This is a genomic window from Rhizobium sp. TBD182, assembly GCF_001950375.1.
In the GTDB taxonomy this organism is placed as follows: Bacteria; Pseudomonadota; Alphaproteobacteria; order Rhizobiales; family Rhizobiaceae; genus Agrobacterium; species Agrobacterium tumefaciens.
In genome coordinates this window covers 526652-546054 of the sequence record NZ_BDLN01000002.1, presented here as the reverse complement: position 1 = coordinate 546054, position 19403 = coordinate 526652, and the positions used below count along the sequence as shown (strand labels likewise).

Here is a 19403-nt window from a genome sequence, read left to right as displayed (position 1 = left end):
ATGGAGTAGATGTTATGGGTATGTCAGCAGGTGGCAGCAGCGGCGGTTCCGGTGGACGCCGTGGGCGCGGCGGACGTCGCAGGGGCGGCGCGATCAGCGAAATCAACGTGACGCCACTGGTTGACGTCATGCTTGTGCTGCTCATCATTTTCATGGTGGCCGCACCGATGATGACGGTCGGCGTTCCGATCGACCTGCCGCAGACATCTGCCAACGCGCTGAATTCGGATACGCAGCCGATCACGATTTCCGTCAATGCCAATGGCCAGATCCATTTGCAGGAAACGGAAATCCAGGCGGCCGAGGTGGCCGACAAGCTGCAGGCAATCGCCACGACAGGTTATAACGAACGCATCTTCGTGCGCGCGGATTCCGTTGCCGCCTACGGCGTCGTCGCCGACGTGATGGCGCGTATCCAGGCAGCGGGCTTCAAGAATATCGGCCTTGTGACCCAGCAGAAACAGGATAATTGACGTCAGCGATGAAGGGCAGCCTTACCACATCCGCGATCGTGCACGCATCGCTTCTGGCTTTCGCCCTCGTTTCCCTGGGCTCGCCGGAGCCTCTTGACGTGTCGCAGGCTGAGGCACTGCCTGTGGAGCTGGTGCCAATCGAGGAATTGAGCCAGATCCAGCAAGGCGACAAGAACGCGCCGAAGGCGGAAAAGTCGGCCCCGGTTCCGACTACACGTCCGGATATCGTTCCGAACGCTCAGAATGTCGGCAACAACGTGGCCGATATAGAAGCGCCGCCGACACCTACTACAAAGCCGAACGACAATATCAGTGCGGCCGCTCCGCCAAAGCAGGAAAAGCCGCAGCCGGTTGTCGACACCAAGGCGAATGAGGTGAAGGAAATCGTCAAGGAAGAGACCTCGGCTCCGAAGCCGCAGGAAATGGCCGCCTTGCCGCAGACCAAGCCCGAGATCGCGCCGCAACCGAAGACGGAGCCGCCGCCGCAGGAAACGAAAGCGGAAGAGCCACCCCCGGTGCAACAGGAACCGGCCGAAATTCCCGTGCCGCCGAATGTGCCGCGCCCGAATTCCCGCCCGGAGCCGCCGAAGCCGGAAGTGCCGAAACAGGCTGAGACCAAACCTGCCGAGCAGAAGCCCGCTGAGAAGCCTGCAGAGACCAAGCCCGATCAGGCAAAGTCCACGGACAAGCCTTCCGACAAGAAGCCGGGTGAGAAAAAGCAGGAAACGGCGAAATCCGCTTCGTCGAAGGAAAGCGATTTTAACGCTGACGATGTTGCCGCGCTTTTGAACAAGCAGGCGCCCTCCGGTGGTGGTGCAAAGCGCTCCACCCAGCAGGCATCGCTTGGCGGCAAAAAGACCACGGGCGGTTCGACGCTCAGCCAGACGGAAATGGATGCGCTGCGTGGCGCAATCCAGAAAAACTGGCAGATCATTCCCGGCATGGCGGATGCCTCGGACGTTCGCGTTCGGGTCACCATGAAGCTTGACCGTGATGGATCCATCATCGGCCGACCCGAGATCGAAGCAACGGGTGGTTCCGAGGGAACGCGTCGCGCCCTTTCCGGTGGTGCCTATCGCGCCATCATGCGTTCTGCTCCGTTCACGAACCTTCCTGCCGACAAATATGATGCATGGAACGAAGTCGTAGTGAATTTCGATCCCAGTGAATTGCTATGAATGCTGAAAGGCCTGGCAACATGAAGATATTTTCGCCGATCCGGCTGGTGCTCGCTGTCGCGGCCCTTATGTCGGTTTTCTCCGCACCGGCTTTTGCGCGGGTGGAAATCAACATCAACAAGGGTAACGTCGAACCCTTGCCCATCGCCATCACCGACTTCATCTCGGGTGACGGCATCGGCGCGCAGGTATCGGCCGTAATTGCTGCCGATCTGCAGCGTTCCGGCCTGTTTGCGCCAGTCAACAAGAGTGCCTTCATCGAAAAAATCGCCAACCCGGATCAGCAGCCGCGTTTTGAGGACTGGAAGGTTATCAACGCGCAGGCACTCGTAACGGGCCGCGTGACGCGTGAAAGCGATGGCCGTCTGCGTGCGGAGTTCCGCCTTTGGGATACTTTCGCAGGCCAGCAGATGACCGGGCAGCAGTTCTTCACGCAGCCGGAAAACTGGCGCCGTGTCGCCCACATCATCGCGGACGCCATTTATGAGCGCGTCACCGGTGAAAAGGGTTACTTCGATACCCGCGTCGTTTTCGTCTCCGAAAGCGGCCCGAAGACAGCCCGCAAGCGTCAGCTGTCGATCATGGACCAGGACGGCTTCAACGTCCGTAACCTCACCAATTCGAACGACATCGTTCTGACGCCGCGTTTTTCGCCGAACCGTCAGGAAGTCACCTACATGTCGTTTGAAGGCCAGCAGCCGCGCGTTTACCTGCTGCAGCTGGAAACCGGACAGCGCGAAGTGGTCGGTAATTTCCCCGGCATGACATTCTCGCCGCGCTTCTCGCCGGATGGCCAGAAGGTCATCATGAGCCTTCAGCAGGATGGTAACGCCAATATCTACACCATGGACCTGCGCTCACGAACCACGACGCGCCTGACGAACACGTCCGCGATCGATACTGCACCGTCATTCTCCCCGGATGGGCAACGTGTTGCCTTTGAAAGCGACCGTGGCGGCCGTCAGCAAATTTACGTAATGAATGCCGATGGTTCAGGACAGCAGCGTATTTCGTTCGGCGACGGGTCGTATTCCACGCCGGTCTGGTCGCCACGCGGCGATCTGATCGCCTTCACCAAACAATCGGGCGGCAAGTTCTCGATTGGCGTGATGAAAACCGACGGTTCGGGTGAGCGCATTCTGACCAGCGGCTTTCATAATGAAGGCCCAACATGGGCGCCGAACGGCCGTGTGCTGATGTTCTTCCGCCAGAACGCTGGTGCTGGCGGTCCGCAGCTCTATTCGATCGACTTGACCGGCTACAACGAACAGCTGATCAAGACTCCCACCTTCGCTTCGGACCCGGCCTGGTCGCCGCTTCTGGACTGATATTGACTGCCATGACGGCGCCGGCCAACCGGCGCCGTCATGTTTTTACACATGCCGTACGGGAAACTGCCTCTTTCTTGCCGCAAAGTGTTGTGAGGGAGCAAAAAAGTGGGACGTTTCCTTTCTGTTAACCATAAGCGTTTGCCGGCTATTAACCTCGATCCGTTAGTGTCTGGCAACGTTATTGCAATCCCAAGGAGAGACCGGCGATGAGCCGTACACACACTTCGGCACTCAGCCCGATGCAGAAACTGGCCCGTAATCCGGCTGTTATCGCCATGACGCTCGCTCTTGCTCTCGCAGGCTGCGCGAACAAGAAGAACATGCCGAACAGCGCCGGTGAGCTCGGTCTCGGCGGTGCGGGCTCTGCGACGCCCGGCTCCCAGCAGGACTTCACGGTTAATGTTGGCGACCGCATCTTCTTTGATACGGACTCGACGTCCATCCGTGCAGACGCGCAGCAGACGCTGCAGCGCCAGGCACAGTGGCTTGCCCGTTATCCGAAATACGCCATCACCGTGGAAGGCCATGCCGACGAGCGCGGTACGCGTGAATACAACCTGGCGCTCGGCGCCCGTCGTGCCGCTGCAACCCGTGACTTCCTGGCGTCCCAGGGCGTTCCGGCAAGCCGCATGAAGACGATCTCCTACGGCAAGGAAAAGCCGGTCGCCGTCTGCGATGACATTTCCTGCTGGTCGCAGAACCGCCGCGCTGTGACGGTTCTCGGTGGCGCAGGCATGTAATCGCCTAACGCTTTTGTGATCTCGACTGGAAGGCGGTCTATGGGCCGCCTTTCGTTTTTTTCATAGTTTGGCCGAAGTTAAGTTGCTTTTTCGGTTGATATGGAAAAAATCCGGCTTGCGCCATTCCGGTGCAAATCAGTTAAGGCAGGGCAAATGAGATGAAGAAACTTGTCGTGGCGGGAATGCTGGGGCTTGCAGCCTGCACCGGCTTGAGCGGCACAGCCGTTTCGGGTCCGCTGTTCGGTGCGGGGGGTAGCTTCGGCACGATCAACTCTCAGCAGGTCCCAATTGTGCGGGTTCAGGCCAATGAAGCCTATAAGGTTCAGCAGCTTGAAGAACAGATCCGGCAGCTCAACGGCCGTATCGAAGAAATGAGCTTCCAGCTTTTGCAGATGCAGGAAACGATCCGCAAGGCGCAGGAAGACAATGAATTCCGTTTCCAGGAACTGGAAGGCGGCAAAGGCGCGAGTACCACTGCGCCGAAAAAGAAGGCGGAGGCCACTCCGGCCGCTCCGCCGAGCGACGACGTTGCAACGATCATCGAAACGCCACCTCAGGGTGGCGCTTCCGTTTCGCCGTCCTCTTCCGCGAACGCGCCGACGAGTGCACCGGGAGAGACGACGCTTGGCTCCATCGAGCTTGATTCCAAGGGCATGCCGATCGGTGGCTCATTGAACCAGGGTGCCAACAATTCTTCCGGTAGTCTTCCGGGCGTTACCACCGGCAACGGTTCGCGCAAGACCGATCCGGTCAACACCGCAGCACTCACCAGCGAGGGCGATATCTATCAGGCTGCTTACGGCCATGTTCTTTCCGGCGATTACAAGCTGGCGGAGCAGGGGTTCCAGCAATATCTCCAGGGTTACCCGAAGGGCACCAAGGCCGCCGATGCCAGCTTCTGGCTGGGCGAGGCACAATATTCGCAGGGCAAGTTCAACGAGGCCGCAAAAACCTTCCTGAACGGCCATCAGACCTATGGCAAGTCTCCGAAAGCACCGGAAATGCTGATGAAGCTCGGCATGTCGCTTGCAGCTCTGGACAACACCGAGACCGCCTGCGCCACGCTGCGCGAAGTGCCGAAGCGTTATCCCAGTGCTTCAAAGACTGTGCTGAACAAGGTTGCCAGCGAACAGAAGCGGCTGAGCTGCTGATCTTGCTCCTGCCATGGCGGCGGTCTTTCCATGCCGGTTGATGTCCGCATTTTGAACGAAAAGACGGTTGCGCCGCTCGCTGCGGCTAGGTCCTTCGTCGAAAATCTTCGCAAACCCGTCCATATTCTCATCGCAATCTCCGGCGGTAGCGATTCCACCGGTCTGTTGCTGGCAACGCATGAGGCGAGGGCGGAGGCAGGCCCGGACCGGGTGCAGCTTTCCGCCGTCACGGTTGACCATGCCCTAAGGGCGGAATCCGCTGATGAGGCTCACAAGGTCTCCCTGCTCTGCGCGGAACTCGGTATCCCGCATACCGTGCGCCGATGGGATGACCCCAAACCCGCTTCCGGCATTTCCGAAGCCTCTCGTCTTGCCCGATATACTCTGATCGCCGACGTTGCGAGCGACATTGGCGCTGATCTCATCGTGACGGGGCATACTCTTGGCGACCAGCGGGAAACCGTGGCGATGCGTGCCGCCAGAAGCGGCAGCAGCGAAAATCTCGGCCTCGCCGGCATGGCGGATGCTGTATTATACGGTGGACGCCACTGGATCATGCGGCCGTTCCTGACCTGTGAAAGACAGGAGATCCGCGATTTCGTATCATCTCGCTCGCGTGGCTGGTTTGACGACCCGAGTAATGACAACGCGCGCTACGAGCGGGTTCGTGTGCGGCAGTCGCTTTCCGACTCTCCGCCGCCGTTTGATGCGCAGGCCGCCGTTAAACGACAGGCATATTCCGAGAAAACCGCCTTTTTTCTCCAACAAAACGTAGAAGTCTTTCACGCCACGCTCGCCAGATTGTCGGTTGAAGGCCTGATGCCCGATCTTCCCGAATTTCGGCACGGGCTAGCGGTGCTCATCGCTAATCTCGGTGGAAGGGCCTATTTCCCGGCGGCCAGCAGCATGGATCGGGTGTTGCAGTTTCTAAAAACCGGCGAGAACGGACGGATAACGGTTGGCCGCGTTCTTTTCGATCGCCGAAAGGACGGGCTTTATCTTTTCCGCGAGCATCGGAATATGCCGGAACTGCAAGTCGAGGCTGGTGGGCAGGGCCTCTGGGACGATCGTTTCCTTGTGAAAAACACGTCGGCTTTTCCGGTCAATATTGCGGCGGGCAGGACGGGTGGTATTGCGGATGCGGCAGCGCTTTTTCCAGCGGTGCCGCCAGGGATTGCAAAACAGGCGATGGCGATCCTGCCGCAAATTGCCGCGTTGGTTCCCGGTCGAGCCTCTCCGGAAGGTGCCATCAGTATCGTGCCGAGGCTTGCCCCCTTCGATCTTTTTCTGCCGCGCTTCGACCTTGAGTTGGCGAATGCCATCGCGGTTTTATTCGGCCGTGCGGCCTATCCACAGCCGCCGGTTTAAATCCGGCCTCTTTTTCGTGAATTGCCTTGGAATAGTTTTTACACCAAAACGCATCAGATAACGCCCTTTGCCTTGGCAACGGCAGATGTCGTCCTTATGTTAGGGTCGAGTAATAGCGGGCAGCAAACATGTCCGTGTGAGTTCGGGGAGTTCGATGAACCCAAATTTCAGAAATTTCGCCTTGTGGGCCGTGATTGCCCTCTTGCTGATCGCTTTGTTCAGCATGTTCCAGACTTCGCCGACGCAAACGGGTTCGCGGGAAATTCCGTATTCCCAGTTTCTCCGCGATGTGGATTCCGGGCGAGTTCGCGACGTGACCGTCACCGGTAACCGGGTTCTCGGAACCTATACCGAGAACGGCACGGCCTTTCAGACCTATTCCCCAGTAATCGACGACAGCTTGATGGAGCGCTTGCAGAGCAAGAACGTCACCATCGTCGCGCGTCCCGAGAGCGACGGTTCTTCCGGTTTTTTGAGCTATCTCGGCACGCTTTTGCCGATGTTCCTCATCCTCGGCGTCTGGCTGTTCTTCATGCGGCAGATGCAGGGCGGCTCGCGCGGCGCGATGGGCTTTGGCAAGTCAAAGGCCAAGCTTTTGACGGAAGCGCACGGCCGCGTGACGTTTGACGACGTCGCAGGTGTGGACGAAGCCAAGCAGGACCTTGAGGAAATCGTGGAATTCCTGCGCGATCCGCAGAAGTTCCAGCGACTCGGCGGCAAGATCCCGCGCGGCGTGCTGCTGGTCGGCCCTCCAGGTACTGGTAAGACGCTACTGGCGCGCTCCGTCGCGGGTGAAGCTAATGTGCCGTTCTTCACCATTTCCGGTTCTGACTTCGTGGAAATGTTCGTCGGCGTCGGCGCAAGCCGCGTGCGTGACATGTTCGAGCAGGCCAAGAAGAATGCGCCGTGCATCATCTTCATCGACGAAATCGACGCTGTCGGTCGTCACCGCGGCGCCGGTCTCGGCGGTGGCAATGACGAACGCGAACAGACGCTCAACCAGCTGCTGGTCGAGATGGACGGCTTCGAGGCGAATGAAGGCATCATCCTCATCGCCGCCACCAACCGTCCGGACGTTCTCGATCCCGCGCTTCTGCGTCCCGGCCGTTTCGACCGTCAGGTCGTCGTGCCGAACCCGGATATCGTCGGCCGTGAGCGCATTCTCAAGGTTCACGTTCGCAACGTGCCGCTGGCTCCGAATGTCGATCTCAAGGTTCTGGCCCGTGGCACCCCCGGTTTCTCGGGCGCTGACTTGATGAACCTCGTCAACGAAGCCGCCCTGATGGCCGCCCGCCGTAACAAGCGCGTGGTTACCATGCAGGAGTTCGAGGACGCCAAGGACAAGATCATGATGGGTGCGGAACGCCGCTCCTCCGCCATGACCGAAGCGGAAAAGAAACTGACCGCTTACCACGAGGCGGGGCATGCGATTACCGCGCTCAAGGTTGCTTTGGCTGATCCGCTGCACAAGGCGACAATTATTCCGCGCGGCCGTGCACTCGGCATGGTCATGCAGTTGCCTGAAGGTGACCGCTACTCCATGAGTTACAAATGGATGGTGTCGCGTCTGGTGATCATGATGGGTGGCCGCGTTGCCGAGGAGTTGACCTTCGGCAAGGAAAACATCACCTCCGGCGCATCTTCGGATATCGAGCAGGCCACCAAGCTTGCCCGCGCCATGGTAACGCAATGGGGCTTCTCCGACGCTCTCGGCCAGGTCGCCTATGGTGAAAACCAGCAGGAAGTCTTCCTTGGCCATTCCGTCTCGCAGTCCAAGAATGTCTCCGAGGCAACGGCTCAGACGATCGACACCGAAGTCCGCCGCCTGATCGACGAGGCCTATACAGAGGCACGTCGTATCCTGACGGACAATCACGACGGGTTCGTTGCTATTGCCGAGGGTCTTCTTGAATACGAAACCCTCACGGGCGACGAGATCAAGGCTTTGCTGAGGGGCGAGAAGCCGGCCCGCGATCTGGGTGACGATTCTCCTGGCAGCCGTGGCTCGGCTGTTCCGAAAGCAGGCACCAAGAAGGACGGCCCAAGCGAAGTCAAGGGTGACGGCGAAGCCAAGGGCGACGGCGAGGCTGAAGGCGGCATGGAGCCGCAGCCGCACTGATTGCTTGGCCAAGACGACTATTGAAAAAGGCCATCCGGTTTTCCGGGTGGCCTTTTCAGTTTGGTAACAAGATATAAGCCATTTTTGCGGTAATTTACGTGCTGTTTATCGTGGTTTGTGGCATTTAGCCAAAAACGCTTCCGGTAGTTTTATGCTATGCCGGAATGCCCGAAAGATTTGGAGTTCAAATGGCACGCCGTTATTTCGGAACCGATGGTATCCGCGGACAATCGAACGTCTTTCCCATGACGCCGGATCTGGCGATGCGTGTGGGCATTGCGGTCGGAACGATCTTCCGCCGGGGCCATCATCGCCATCGTGTCGTGATCGGCAAGGATACACGGCTTTCGGGCTACATGCTGGAAAACGCGCTGGTCGCAGGTTTCACCGCGGCCGGCCTTGATGTCTTCCTGCTCGGGCCCATTCCAACCCCCGCTGTTGCCATGCTGACCCGCTCGCTGCGGGCCGATATCGGCGTAATGATCTCGGCGTCGCACAACCCATTTTCCGATAATGGAATCAAGCTTTTCGGACCCGACGGATACAAGCTTTCCGACGAGCTTGAGCTGGAAATCGAAGATCTTCTCGACAAGGATCTCTATGCCCAGCTCGCCAAGCCGAGCGAGATCGGACGCGCCAAGCGCGTGGATGGCGATATCTACCGCTATATCGAATTCGTCAAACGTACCCTGCCGCGTGATGTGACGCTGAGCGGGCTCAGGATCGCCATCGACTGTGCCAATGGCGCTGCCTACAAGGTGGCTCCCGCAGCACTCTGGGAACTGGGCGCCGAAGTCGTTACCATCGGCAACGAGCCGAACGGCATCAATATCAATCTCGAATGCGGCTCCACCCACCCGGAAGCCCTGCAGAAAAAGGTGCATGAGGTGCGGGCCGATATCGGCATCGCGCTCGATGGCGATGCGGACCGTGTCATCATCGTCGACGAACGCGGCGAGATCGTCGACGGCGACCAGCTCATGGCGGTGATTGCCGACAGCTGGGCTTCCGACAATACCCTGCGTGGTGGCGGCATTGTCGCAACCGTGATGTCCAATCTCGGTCTTGAGCGTTTCCTTGGCGACAAGGGTCTCACCCTTGCCCGCACCAAGGTGGGCGACCGTTATGTTGTCGAACATATGCGCAACCACAATTTCAACGTCGGCGGTGAGCAGTCCGGCCACATCGTCTTGTCGGATTATGGCACGACTGGCGATGGGCTGGTGGCAGCTTTGCAGGTTCTCGCCAAGGTCAAACGTTCGGGCCTCACCGTCAGCGAGGTTTGCCGCAAGTTCGAGCCGGTGCCGCAGCTTTTGAAGAACGTCCGTATTTCCGGCGGCAAGCCATTGGAAAATCCGATCGTGCAGCAGGCGATCGCCGATGCGGAAAGCGCATTGGCCAATAATGGCCGCCTCGTTATCCGCCCCTCCGGTACGGAGCCTTTGATCCGCGTCATGGCGGAGGGCGACGATAGTGCGAAGGTGGAGCAGATCGTCAACGATCTCGTCGGCGTTATCACCAATGCCCGCTCGGCTGCATAAATTGCGCCACCAAATGTGAAAAGAAAAAGCCGGCTTTCGAGTCGGCTTTTTCTTTGAGTATTGCCTAATAAATATAGTGAATGATCGTGGTTAATCGGGACTTAACCATTTTACGCCAATCTCCGTGACTGAACAGTTCACTGGCATTTGCTGCCGCAACGGCAGGTGCCTCTTCTGGAGTGGAAGTCATGAAAAACGCTTTGGCCGGCATTCTGGCCGTTCTGATGACCGGCACGAGCGCCTTCGCTGCCGATCTTTATCAAGCTGAACCTGCGCCTGCCTATGTCGAGGCACCCGAAGTGCAGATCACGCAGGCAAGTGGTTGGTATCTGCGCGGCGACGTCGGTTATTCCTTCAACAAGCTTCGCGGCGCCAACTATTATCAGGGTGGACCGGGTGGTTATCTCGCCGATTTTGATACGGCTAATGTCAAGGATAGCTACATCGTCGGCGCCGGTGTCGGTTATCAGTTCAACAACTATTTCCGCAGTGACGTAACCTTCGATTACATGGGTAAATCGGATTTCCGCGGTTCTACCATCGGCGGCTGTGGTTCCGTGCCCGGTCCCTGCGTTTCAGCGGATCTCAGCTCGCTTAGAGCATACACGCTGATGGCAAACGCCTATGTCGATCTTGGTACCTATGGCCGCATCACGCCCTATGTTGGTGGCGGTATCGGCGGCTCCTACGTCAAATGGGATAAGCTGCGCAATACTTCGTGCAGCACCAACGGCCTTGGCTGCGACCCGACCACCGAACATGGCGGCAGAGGCAAGTGGCGCTTCGCCTATGCCCTGATGGCCGGTGCATCGATCGATGTTACCTGTAATCTGAAGGCAGATGTCGGTTACCGCTTCCGCCAGATCAACAAGGGCGACATGTTCGATTTTGCGAATGGTGGCGGTCCTGGCCGCGACAAGGGTCTGTATTCGCATGAGGTTCGCGTCGGTGGCCGTTATGTCTTTAACGGCTGCGATACCGCGCAATACATGCCGCCTGCCGATATTCCGCTGCAGCCTGCCGTTTATAAATAAACGTCACGCCCGACTGTTAGCTTCAAGCCGTTCGCATCCTCCTCCGGTGCGGGCGGTTTTTGTTTTCAGCGGTATCCAATTCGTCGCATGACGCATATGGACTAAAATTCTCATGCGTAGCGACATATTCCGCTTGACGGAGGCCGGTGAGAGGAATAGCAACGGCGTCAGGACACCTCTCCCTAACGAGAGGCGCCTATCTGAAAGGGTAGTCAAATGACAGATATAGTGAAGCCGGACCTCCGTCCGGGCAATACGCATTTTTCTTCTGGTCCCTGCTCGAAGCGTCCCGGTTGGTCGCTAGATGCTCTATCCGATGCACCGCTCGGTCGCTCGCATCGCGCCAAGGTTGGCAAAGCCAAGCTGAAGCAGGCCATCGATCTCACCCGTGAAATTCTCAATGTTCCCGCCGATTATCGCATCGGCATTGTTCCCGCGTCCGACACCGGCGCCGTTGAAATGGCCCTTTGGTCGCTGCTCGGTGAACGCGGCGTCGATATGCTTGCCTGGGAAAGCTTTGGTGCCGGCTGGGTTACCGATGTCGTCAAGCAGCTGAAGCTGAAGGACGTACGCAAGTTGGAGGCCGATTACGGCCTGCTGCCGAACCTGGCAGAAGTCGATTTCGACCGCGATGTGGTTTTCACCTGGAACGGCACCACCTCCGGTGTCCGCGTTCCCAATGCCGATTTCATTCCTGCTGACCGCAAGGGTCTGACTATCTGCGATGCCACCTCGGCGGCCTTCGCGCAGGATATGGACTTTGCAAAGCTCGACGTCGTGACCTTCTCCTGGCAGAAGGTTCTGGGCGGCGAGGGTGGCCACGGCGTCATCATCCTTTCGCCGCGCGCTGTCGAGCGTCTGCTGAGCTACGCGCCGGCATGGCCGCTGCCGAAAATCTTCCGCATGGTCTCCGGCGGCAAGCTCATCGAAGGCATCTTCACTGGCGAAACCATCAACACCCCGTCCATGCTCTGCGTTGAGGATTATATCGACGCGCTGCTGTGGGCGAAGAACCTTGGTGGCCTGAAGGCGCTGATTGGCCGTGCTGATGCCAATGCCAAGGTCATCTACGACTTTATCGAGAAGAACGACTGGATCGCCAACCTGGCCGTCAAGCCGGAAACCCGCTCCAACACCTCCGTCTGCCTGAAGATCGTCGATCCCGACGTACAGGCGCTGGATGCTGCTGCGCAGGCGGATTTCGCCAAGGGCATCGTTGCCCTGCTTGAAAAGGAAAATGTCGCCCTCGATATCGGCGCTTACCGTGACGCACCGTCCGGTCTGCGCATCTGGGCCGGCGCAACCATCGAGACGGCCGATATGGAAGCCGTCATGCCCTGGCTCGCCTGGGCCTACCAGACGCAGAAGGCAACACTTTCCAAGGCTGCCGCCTGATTTTGATACCGGCCCTGCGTTGATGCAGGGCCGCCGATTTCCCGCTTTTAAAACTGCACCGTTTTTCAAGGAGCCCCTGAACCATGGCACCTCGCGTACTCGTATCCGACGAACTGTCGGAAACCGCCGTCCAGATTTTCCGTGATCGTGGCGTCGAAGTCGATTTCCAGCCGAAACTCGGCAAGGACAAGGACAAGCTGGCTGAAATCATCGGCAATTACGATGGTCTTGCCATTCGTTCCGCCACTAAGGCGACCGAAAAGCTGATCGAAGCGGCGACCAATCTCAAGGTCATCGGCCGCGCCGGTATCGGCGTCGATAACGTCGATATCCCGGCCGCTTCGCGCCGCGGTATCATCGTCATGAACACGCCGTTCGGCAACTCTATCACCACTGCCGAACATGCGATTGCGCTGATGTTCGCCGTCGCTCGTCAGCTTCCGGCTGCCGATAGCTCCACGCAGGCGGGTAAGTGGGAAAAGTCGAAATTCATGGGTGTCGAAATCACCGGCAAGACGCTCGGCGTCATCGGTGCCGGCAACATCGGCTCCATCGTCTGCTCGCGCGCACTTGGCCTGAAGATGCACGTTCTGGCCTACGATCCCTTCCTGTCGCCGGAGCGCGCGCAGGAAATGGGCGTGACGAAGGTTGAGCTGGACGAGCTGTTGGCGCAGGCCGATTTCATCACCCTGCATGTGCCGATGACCGACAAGACACGCGGCATCCTCAATGCCGAAAACCTTGCCAAGACCAAGAAGGGCGTACGTATCGTCAATTGCGCCCGTGGCGGTCTGGTGGATGAGGCGGCTCTTGCCGACGCCATCAAGTCCGGCCATGTCGCCGGTGCAGGCTTTGACGTTTTCGAAGTCGAGCCCGCCACCGAAAGCCCGCTTTTTGGTCTTCCCAATGTCGTCTGCACGCCGCATCTCGGCGCTTCGACCACGGAAGCACAGGAAAACGTTGCGCTTCAGGTTGCCGAGCAGATGTCGGATTATCTGGTCAAGGGTGCCGTCTCCAACGCCATCAACATGCCATCGATCACGGCGGAAGAAGCACCGCGCCTGAAGCCCTTCATCCGTCTGGCGGATGTCCTCGGCTCCTTCGTCGGTCAGGTGCAGGAAAGCGCCACCAAGGAAATCGAAATCCTTTATGATGGTGCAACCGCCAACATGAACACCAAGGCGCTGACCAGCGCGTTGCTGGCGGGCCTTATCCGCAGCCAGGTTGCGGATGTGAACATGGTTTCCGCGCCTGTTATGATCAAGGAAAAGGGTGTTATCCTGTCCGAGGTCAAGCGTGACAAGACCGGCGTTTACGACGGTTACATCAAGTTGACGGTCAAGACTGAAAACCAGGTTCGCTCGGTTGCTGGTACGGTGTTCTCGGATGGCAAGCCGCGCTTCATCCAGATCAAGAACATCAACATGGATGCGGATGTTGGATCGCACATGATCTACATCACCAACACCGACGTTCCCGGCATGATCGGCTTCATGGGCACCACGCTTGGTGAGGCTGGCGTCAACATTGCCAACTTCCAGCTCGGTCGTGAAAAGGAAGGCGGCGACGCCATCGCGCTTCTTTATGTCGATGGTCCGGTTTCCGAAGACGTGCTGGACAAGCTGCGCGCCAACCCGGCAATCCGCCAGGTCAGGCCGCTGACATTCAACATCGACTGATACCTATCGTTCCTCCCAAGGGGACAATAAGGGCCGGTGCAGGGGAAACCCTGTGCCGGTTTTTTTGTTTCTGAACCGCCGGTTTCACCGAAATGTGTGCGTGTTTCTCTCTCTGGTTGCATATCACGAAAAATTTAAGGCGGGCATACTAAAAATGATGATCATGAGTTGCTATATCGCGTGCTGATATGCCGCTCATGGGAGGGTGGCCAACAGGAGATAGTGATGTTTGCTGCCTTTCGGCGCTTCAAAGGTTTGTTCGCAGTCGCCGCGCTTGGTATCGCGGTATCTTTCGTAGCCGTCGATATGGCGGAAGCACGCCGTGCGAGCGGCGGTTTCGGTAGCCGCGGCACAAGGACGTTTTCCGCGCCGCCGTCGACCAGCACCGCCCCCGGCCAGACCGCGCCGATCAACCGCAGCATGACTCCTAACACCCAGCAAAACCAGGCGACGCCCGGCGCTGCACAGCCGGCGCGTCCCGGTGCGCAGGCACCGCAGCAGAGCCGTGGCCTGTTTGGCGGCATGATGGGTGGCTTGATGGGCGGACTGCTGATGGGTGGCCTGTTCGGCATGCTCATGGGCGGCGGTTTCGGCGGTATGGCCGGTTTCTTCGGTATGTTGCTGCAGGTGGCGCTGATTGGCCTTCTGGTCATGTTCGCCATGCGTTTCTTCGCATCGCGCCGTCAGGGCCAGCCGGCTTTCGGTGGCGCAGGCGGATCGCAGCGCACGGATCATTCCGGCTCCTCCTTTAATGGCGGCCCGCAGGCAGGTCCTTCCGCATCCTCGTTCAAGATTCCGAAGATCGGCGCGCTTGCCGGTGCTGCGGGCGGCGCAGCCGCGGCCACTGCCGCAACCGCAAAGCCGGTGGCACATGCCAATGCTATGTCCGAAGGTGACGAAATTGGCATTACCCAGAGCGATCTCGAAGTCTTCCAGAAAATGCTGCAGGATGTTCAGGCTGCCTATGGGGCTGAAGATTACGGCACGTTGCGCAAGCTGACGACGCCGGAAGCCATGTCCTATCTTGCTGAGGAACTGAGCGACAACGCGACGAGCGGCGTGAAAAACGACGTGCGCGACGTAACGCTGCTGCAGGGCGATGTTGCCGAAGCCTGGCACGAAGAGGGCCAGGACTATGCAACGGTAGCCATGCGCTACTCCGCCATCGACATTATGCGCGACCGCACCTCCGGCAAGGTGATCGAAGGGGACGAGCAGCATCCGTCCGAAGCGGTGGAAATGTGGACCTTCGTGCGCCGTGGCGGTAACGACAACTGGCAGGTCGCCGCCATTCAGGCCGCTGCCTGAGACGACGCGTAGTCTTGTCTGAATGAAACAGCCCGGAGGTTTTACCAACCTCCGGGCTTTTGCGTACCGCGATGCGTGATGCCGCGACATTGTCTTTCGTCGATAATTCAGTGATCGCGGTGGCAGATCGCAACTCTCCAAAAAAATGACTGATAAATCTAACGGGTGATATCTGTATCGTCCCGCGAGTGGCTGTCCGCGTTTTCCCTGCCATGCAGGGGTTTGCGCCCTCTTCGTCGAGGCGTGGCGCTGACGCATAGCTCTTTTGCTCCACGGAATTGCCGTTTTTCATTCATCCGGTGTTCAGTCCGCGCATCCTAACCAGCATGCGTACACGTCAATGTTACTTTTCGCGCCGGTTCTAAACCGCTTTGGGAAGGGAACCACAGGCGCAAAACAGCGTTGACAATCCAATTCCCGGCCCGCCTCCCGCAAGCCGGGCTGGGTGGCCGGGCAATGCACGGCCCGCGAGAACGGAGAGCTATCGAGATGAAACGCTTTGACCTGATCGACGGGATGCGTGGTTACTTCCTCGTCTTCATGCTGATCAACCATCTGGTGTTTGCAGGCGGTTTCTGGCTGGTGGAAATCAATCACCGCCAGTTTGCCTTCGTGGAAGACGCGCAGGGCTTCGTCTTTCTGTCCGGTCTGCTGATCGGCATGGTCTATGCCCGCAAGATGATGAAATATGGCTATGATGCCGGCAAACAGATGATCTGGAACCGGGCGATGGAGCTCTATCGCTATGCGATGGGTCTCGTCATCGCCGTGCTGTTCTTCCGCATGGTCATCCCGCATGCGCCCTATATCTGGTACAACTGGCTGGGCATGACGTCGTTCGACGATCCGCTGCGTCTGGCGGCGATTGCGACATTCCTTTTCCAGCCTACATTCATGGATATTCTGCCGCAGTACATTGTTTACATGCTGTTCGCACCCGTCCTCGTTAAACTCTGCCTCGACGGCAAATGGGCTTATGTCATGGCAGGCTCGCTGCTGGTCTGGATGGCCGGCCAGCTCGGTCTTCAGCAGATCGTGACGACGCCGCTCAATGAACTCGTCAAGGGTGCCGACGAGCAGGGTATCCGCGTCAGCTTCAATCTTCTCGGCTGGCAGCTGGTGTTCTACTCGGCGCTGGTGCTGGGCGCGATGACGGCGCAGAACCGCATTCCGTGGAAGGCGATCTTCTCACCGCAACAAACATGGCTTCCGAAGGCGGCACTTCTCATCTGCCTGTTTTTCATGCCGCTTCGTATCGCAACCGCCTGGGGCCTGATGCCGGAATTCGTGATGGGCAAGTTCTCCACGATGGAGATCCGTGCCGATTTCGGCCCGGTCTACCTCATCAATTTCCTTGCTGTTGGTGTGGGTCTCACTTGGCTGGTGATCGCTGGTCCGAAGCATCACCGCCCGATCGTCCGCTCGATTGCGGAGGGCGTGATCTGGGTGCTCTCGCTGAAATTCCTGCAGCTGCTCGGCCGCCATTCGCTTCAGGTCTATGTCTGGCACGTGGCTATCGTCTATGGCGTCTATTATCTGGATGGCCGTACGGCCGAACTTTCGCAGGTCAGCAAGACGCTAATTGCCCTTACCGCAATAGGCTTGCTGGCTTTGCCGGCCCTGTGGAGGGAGCGCGACAAGTGGATTGGCAGCAGCGGCCAGAAGACGGCGGGCGCTTAACAACCGGTCACCACCTCACTCTAATGGCTTTACGGGGCGGTTTTCCGCCCCGTACTTGCGTGCGCGGCCATTCCTTTCTATATGCAGCCCTTAAATCCGCATGGTGGCGAGGCAGGACAGTCTTTTTCGACTAAGGCTTGCCGCAGCGGATGACCGACAGGCGGCGGGGCCTTTACCCCCGTTATGACTGACGATGGGAAAAAACGTGAATACGCTCGATTTTGACAAGAGGCCGGAAGACACCCGGATCGTTGTCGCCATGTCCGGTGGCGTCGATTCTTCGGTTGTGGCCGGTATCCTCAAGCGCGAGGGCTATGACGTCCTCGGCATAACTCTCCAGCTTTACGACCACGGTGCGGCTGTGCACCGCGCCGGCTCCTGCTGTGCGGGACAGGATATTGACGATGCGCGCAGGGTCTGCGAAACGCTCGGCATTCCCCACTATGTGCTGGATTATGAAGCGCGGTTCCGCGAAACCGTCATCAATCCCTTTGCCGAAGCCTATGCGATGGGTGAAACGCCGATCCCCTGCGTTGCCTGCAACCAGACGGTAAAATTCGCCGATCTGCTCGCCACTGCTCAGGAACTCGGCGCAGATGCGCTGGCGACCGGCCACTACATCCGCTCGCGTCCCAATCCCGTTGCCGGCCAACCGGGACGCCGCGCGCTCTATCGCCCGATCGATAGCGATCGTGACCAGAGCTGGTTCCTGTTTGCAACGACGCAGGAGCAGATCGACTATCTGCGGTTTCCGCTCGGCGGCCTCTCAAAGGCCGAAACACGCGCGCTGGCGGAAGATATGGGTCTCGTCGTCGCCAAGAAGGCCGACAGTCAGGACATCTGTTTCGTACCTCAGGGCAAATATACCGATATCATCAACAAGCTGAAGCCGAATGCGGCGTTGGCGGGCGATATCGTCCATCTGGACGGGCGCGTACTCGGCCGCCATGACGGTATCGTGCATTTTACCATCGGTCAGCGCCGGGGTATTGGTGTCGCGACTGGGGAGCCGCTGTATGTCGTGCATCTCGATGCGCGTGGCCGCAGGGTCATCGTCGGTCCGCGGGAGGCGCTGGAGACCCGCCGTGTCTATCTGCGAGACATGAACTGGCTTGGCGATGGCGCGCTTGCGGACGAGGCCGGGCAGGGCTTTGCCTGCTTCGCCAAGGTGCGCTCCACCCGCCCGCCAACCGAAGCGATGTTGCATGCCGATGAAAACGGCATCTACGTGGATTTGATGACCGGCGAGGCGGGTGTCGCTCCCGGTCAGGCCTGCGTGCTCTATTCTGCACCGGGCGCGGATGCCCGCGTTTACGGTGGTGGTTTCATCGAACGTTCGGAACGCTCGGTGGACGCCGAGGCTTCGCTGAAGGCGCTTTTGGAAAAGCCGGTTGCTGCCTGAAACAAATCGGTTTTCACCGCCGTGTGGAAAGCGAATTTTTTGCGCGTCATGCGCTTGACACTTTGGGGAGCGGCACCTTATAAGCCGCTCATCCTGATGGAGCGGACGGTCACATGGCTGTCACGTTTTCCCTGTGGCGGGGTAGCTCAGGTGGTTAGAGCAGCGGAATCATAATCCGCGTGTCGGGGGTTCAAGTCCCTCTCCCGCTACCATTCATCTTCAATGAGAAAAGCAAAGTTTGCGTCGTCTTCTGGACGTACGTTGAGAATTTGCGGCATTCCTCGCACTGCCTGTGGCTGGCCGGACGCCAAAAAAAGGGAAACCCGCTTGCCGTATCGAAACAGCCAGCGGGTCTCAACCTTTACCCCCTCCCACAAGGGCGAGCGAACAAAAGCACATCAAATGAATTATGACAAGATCAAGGCGACCATATTGTTGCGGTAGAAGACTCTGTTTGCCAGTTTAGCGGCGGATGGCAGAGAGTAACCACTTCCGTATGCCGCTCGTAAGGGGAGCGGTAAGACACGATATTATCGTTGCAGCGTAAGGGCGCGCCGGCAGCATAGACATTTGCAACGGCACGTGGATGATGGTGCACTTTGTATTTCGGGGCCGTTTCCCTTCCGTAATTGATCATGTCGGCAGCGAAAGAGGCAGCCGGGATGGACAGGACGGCAAATACGGCAACCACACAAGTTCGTCTGAGATTTATGGACATGAGCTATCCCCTCGTGTTGACCAACGCAGGAAAACGCGATGCGCCCGGGAGCTGTTCCCTGTGCCAAATGGTATTTTCACGGGGTGACAAAAAAATGCCCGCTCGCGGCGGGCAATTCAGAGGGGAACTGAGGTTAGGAGCCTCGCGTCAAGAATGGATATCCTTGCCAAAAGTTCCGCCTGATTACACGTCGCCCGATAAAAATCATGCACGCCAAGCCGACAGACCGGGAGCGGCGTCTTCATAAGCAATCGAAATAACGCAAATAACTGTGTTCTGGGAAATT

Annotated in this window: 14 protein-coding genes and 1 tRNA gene; all 15 read left to right on the top strand. The window is 58.5% G+C overall.

The genetic code is table 11. From position 1 onward, the window contains the following. Positions 1-14 precede the first annotated feature (14 nt). The 15 genes from tolR (at position 15) to T18_RS11190 (ending at position 18611) form a co-directional block, all read left to right on the top strand. Positions 15-473, top strand: a complete 459-nt coding sequence (gene tolR / locus T18_RS11260; protein WP_003511389.1) for a protein TolR — start codon at positions 15-17, stop codon at positions 471-473. Between the two features lie 8 nt (positions 474-481). Beyond that, complete coding sequence (locus tag T18_RS11255; RefSeq protein ID WP_013761817.1) at positions 482-1651, top strand: hypothetical protein; 1170 nt, start codon at positions 482-484, stop codon at positions 1649-1651. Between the two features lie 20 nt (positions 1652-1671). Beyond that, a complete protein-coding gene (gene tolB, locus T18_RS11250; protein ID WP_003511387.1) occupies positions 1672-2979 on the top strand; it encodes a Tol-Pal system beta propeller repeat protein TolB in 1308 nt (435 codons plus the stop codon). A 209-nt stretch (positions 2980-3188) separates the two neighbouring features. Continuing rightward, entirely contained in the window at positions 3189-3722 is a 534-nt protein-coding gene (gene pal, locus T18_RS11245) for a peptidoglycan-associated lipoprotein Pal (RefSeq protein WP_003511386.1), read from the top strand. A gap of 158 nt (positions 3723-3880) precedes the next feature. Continuing rightward, positions 3881-4873, top strand: a complete 993-nt coding sequence (gene ybgF, locus T18_RS11240; protein ID WP_003511385.1) for a tol-pal system protein YbgF — start codon at positions 3881-3883, stop codon at positions 4871-4873. 30 nt (positions 4874-4903) lie between these two features. Beyond that, positions 4904-6241, top strand: a complete 1338-nt coding sequence (gene tilS / locus T18_RS11235) for a tRNA lysidine(34) synthetase TilS (protein WP_038494221.1) — start codon at positions 4904-4906, stop codon at positions 6239-6241. Between the two features lie 154 nt (positions 6242-6395). After that, the gene (gene ftsH / locus T18_RS11230; protein WP_013761814.1) at positions 6396-8360 is read left to right on the top strand and encodes an ATP-dependent zinc metalloprotease FtsH; all 1965 of its coding nucleotides are present in this window, start codon (positions 6396-6398) and stop codon (positions 8358-8360) included. A 188-nt stretch (positions 8361-8548) separates the two neighbouring features. Continuing rightward, the gene (gene glmM, locus T18_RS11225; RefSeq protein ID WP_003511381.1) at positions 8549-9901 is read left to right on the top strand and encodes a phosphoglucosamine mutase; all 1353 of its coding nucleotides are present in this window, start codon (positions 8549-8551) and stop codon (positions 9899-9901) included. Positions 9902-10089: 188 nt separating this feature from the next. Next, positions 10090-10935, top strand: a complete 846-nt coding sequence (locus tag T18_RS11220) for an outer membrane protein (protein ID WP_003511380.1) — start codon at positions 10090-10092, stop codon at positions 10933-10935. Positions 10936-11151: 216 nt separating this feature from the next. Beyond that, on the top strand, positions 11152-12330 hold the full coding sequence (locus tag T18_RS11215) for a phosphoserine transaminase (protein ID WP_003511379.1): 1179 nt from the start codon (positions 11152-11154) through the stop codon (positions 12328-12330). A gap of 83 nt (positions 12331-12413) precedes the next feature. Beyond that, complete coding sequence (gene serA / locus T18_RS11210) at positions 12414-14009, top strand: phosphoglycerate dehydrogenase (protein WP_003511378.1); 1596 nt, start codon at positions 12414-12416, stop codon at positions 14007-14009. A gap of 225 nt (positions 14010-14234) precedes the next feature. Then, positions 14235-15317: a Tim44 domain-containing protein gene (locus tag T18_RS26610; protein WP_003511377.1), complete on the top strand. Its 1083-nt coding sequence runs from the start codon at positions 14235-14237 to the stop codon at positions 15315-15317. Positions 15318-15806: 489 nt separating this feature from the next. After that, positions 15807-16997: an OpgC family protein gene (locus tag T18_RS11200; protein ID WP_003511376.1), complete on the top strand. Its 1191-nt coding sequence runs from the start codon at positions 15807-15809 to the stop codon at positions 16995-16997. Positions 16998-17202: 205 nt separating this feature from the next. After that, entirely contained in the window at positions 17203-18399 is a 1197-nt protein-coding gene (mnmA, locus tag T18_RS11195; RefSeq protein ID WP_038494218.1) for a tRNA 2-thiouridine(34) synthase MnmA, read from the top strand. 135 nt (positions 18400-18534) lie between these two features. Beyond that, positions 18535-18611, top strand: a tRNA-Met gene (locus tag T18_RS11190). The last annotated feature ends 792 nt before the right edge of the window (positions 18612-19403 follow it).